Here is a 2,987-nt window from a genome sequence, read left to right as displayed (position 1 = left end):
GAGCAACGGGATAAATATCATTGGGTTACAATGTCCTGATTGCAAGTTGTATATACAAGGTTTATTGTACTTTTTAACTCTATCTGATAGTAAATCATATAACTCATAATCATCAGCTTTTTCTTTTTTGCAATCTTCAAAATCTCCAAATATAATACCTCTGCAATCTTTAAATTTATCTCCTAATTCTAATTGTGTAAGCATTCTATCTATTCTATAGATTTGTTCTCCAACTTCTTCTATAAACAAAATTTTATCTTTAGTATCAATCTCATATTTAGTTCCCATAGTACTTGCTATCAACGATAAATTGCCACCTATTATTTTTCCTTCTGTAACTCCTTCTACTATAGTATATAATTCTTCTCCCATAGGATTTTCTATAGCTAAGGTATCTTTCATATTAATCATATTTTTAAAAGAATTGTAAGTAAAGTCATGCCAGTTTGGTGATGTTGATGCCATTATTCCATGGTAAGTTACCAAATTACAATATTGATTAAAAGCTATATGAAGTGCAGTTATATCTGAGTACCCAATAAATACTTTTGGATTTGCTTTTATAATATCATAGTTTATTTTATCAAGTATTCTAGGTGTTCCATATCCACCCCTAAGACATAAAATCCCATCAACTTCTTTGTCGTTAAACATTGTTTCTATATCTTTAACTCTTGTATTGTCATCACCTGCTAAATATCCTTTATAGCTTAGATAGCAAGTGTCTCCCATTTTTACTTTATATCCAAAACTTTCAATGGTTCTTTTTATTTTGTCAATTTCAAAGTTTAAAGAATCCTTGCTCTCAGGTTTATAAGGACTTGATGGTGCTATTATTCCTATTGTATCACCTTTTTTTAACTGTTTTGGAAATATCATAATTAATCATCCCCCATTATATAATTTAAACTTTTTATTATTTTATTATTTTTTAAATAAACTTTATCAACTCTTCTTGACGTTAATACAAGTATTTCATTTCTATTTGTATCACATAAGTTTGCAATCTCTAAAATATTAGGTCCATTTTTTCCATAAAAGACAACATCTTTTTCATAATCACTTTCATTTATACCACTTATATCTATAATCATTTGATCCATACAAATTTTACCTATTATATTGCATTTTTTATTATTTACATATACATAACCTTTATTTGATAGACATCTTGGTATTCCATCTGCATATCCACACGGTATAATACCTACATTCATATCTTTATTTGCTATATATGAATAATCATAGCTTACACCTTCTCCTTTAAGAAGTCTTTTCACTTGTATTATTTTTGATTTAAATGTAATAGCTTCACACAAATTTAAATTTGATTTGCGGCTATTATATCCATATATACTAGATCCAACCCTAACCATATCTAAATGGAAATCCTCATAAGCTACCATACCTATACTGTCACATATATGCTTTATAGGTATATCTTTATATTTTAAAATTTCATCTAATATGTTTTTAAACTTATTGAATTGTTCATAATCAGATATCTTATCTTTAAGTGCTAAATGGGAGAAAATTCCTTCAACAAATATATGATCTAAATTTATAATATCTTTTATATCTTCAATAGTAGATTCATTAATTTTAAATCCTAATCGATTAAATCCTGTATCTATTTTTATATGAATCTTGCCTTTAATATTTTTTGTCTTGCAAATAGCATTAATTATATTAGCTTGCTTAGTCGAAAACACTGTAATTGTTATGTTTCTTTCAATAGCCAGCTCCAAGTAATTATCTGGAACATATCCCATTACTAAAATGGGTAAATCTATATTATTTTCTCTTAATTCAAAAGCTTCACTTATAGCTGCAACACATATATAATCTACATTTTCTTTATCTATATTTTTGCATAGTTCAACTGCTCCATGCCCATATGCATCTGCTTTAACTACTATAGCTAATTTTGTATTTTTTGAAATATATTTTTTTATCTCACATATATTTTTATTTATTATATCTAAGTCAATCTCTAAGTAAGTTTCTCTTGTTAAATTCATAAGTTTCCTCCATTAATATGCTTTTTATATGTATATTTTTAAATTAAAATAACTATATCTATTATATGAAAATTAAAATTATTAATAGACAGTCCTCTTAATAATTTTAATTTTAATAAAGATTAGGGGGGAATTTTATGAGAGTATATATAAGTGCTGATATAGAAGGTACGTGCGGAATTGTAAATTGGGAGGAAACTAACCTTAATTGTGCTCATTCAGAATATCATAAAACTCAGATGACTAAAGAGGTTAAATCAGCTTGTGATGGAGTCAACACAAATAATTGTGATTTTATTTTAGTAAAAGATGCTCATGATAGCGCTCGAAATATTAATCCATCTTTACTTCCTACAAATGTAAGTTTAGTTAGAGGATGGACTAATGGTCCTCTTATTATGATGGCAGGTATTGACCCTACTTTTGATGCAACTCTTTTTATAGGATATCATAGTGGAGCTAGTCAAGATGGAAACCCACTTTCTCATACAATGAATAGTTCTAAATATGATTATGTAAAGATAAATGGCGAAATAGCAACAGAATTTATGGTAAATGCATATACAAGTGCTTACTTTAATGTTCCTGTAGCATTTTTAAGTGGAGATGAACTGCTTTGTAAAAATGCTAAAAAACTAAATCCAAATATAGTAACAGTTCCCGTATCAAAAGGAATAGGAAATGCATCTATCTCTATACATCCAGATATAGCTTTAAAAAATATAAAAGATGGTGTTGAGCAAGCTCTATCAGGTGATCTTTCTAGACATATAATAAAACTCCCTGATTTCTTTGACATAGAAATCAAATTTAAAAATCACTATGATGCTTATAAAGCTTCTTTCTATCCAAAATGTAAATTAATAAATACTCAAACAATATCTTTTTCAACAGATGATTATTATGAGTTTTTAAGAATGTTTTTATTTATTTAAAGAAAGTGCTAATGATAATTAAATTTAATTA

At 27.0% G+C, this 2,987-nt stretch carries 3 protein-coding genes; 1 reads left to right on the top strand and 2 read right to left on the bottom strand.

Annotation, left to right across the window (positions count from 1 at the left end; all coding sequences use genetic code 11):
- Both RWY47_RS12845 and alr read right to left on the bottom strand, forming a co-directional pair.
- Positions 1–879 (bottom strand): S66 peptidase family protein (locus tag RWY47_RS12845; protein ID WP_316030346.1); only part of this gene is annotated, 879 nt, incomplete at its 3' end.
- 2 nt (positions 880–881) lie between these two features.
- Positions 882–2,021 (bottom strand): alanine racemase, encoded by a 1,140-nt coding sequence (gene alr, locus RWY47_RS12840; protein ID WP_224170265.1) that lies wholly within the window; start codon positions 2,019–2,021, stop codon positions 882–884.
- 137 nt (positions 2,022–2,158) lie between these two features.
- On the opposite strand from alr, the gene RWY47_RS12835 reads away from it, so the two are divergent.
- Entirely contained in the window at positions 2,159–2,956 is a 798-nt protein-coding gene (locus tag RWY47_RS12835) for a M55 family metallopeptidase (protein ID WP_168930959.1), read from the top strand.
- Positions 2,957–2,987 lie beyond the last annotated feature (31 nt).

The sequence above is a fragment of the Paraclostridium sp. MRS3W1 genome, assembly GCF_032465715.1.
In the GTDB taxonomy this organism is placed as follows: Bacteria; Bacillota; Clostridia; order Peptostreptococcales; family Peptostreptococcaceae; genus Paraclostridium; species Paraclostridium dentum.
This window is presented reverse-complemented; position numbering and strand designations above follow the sequence as displayed.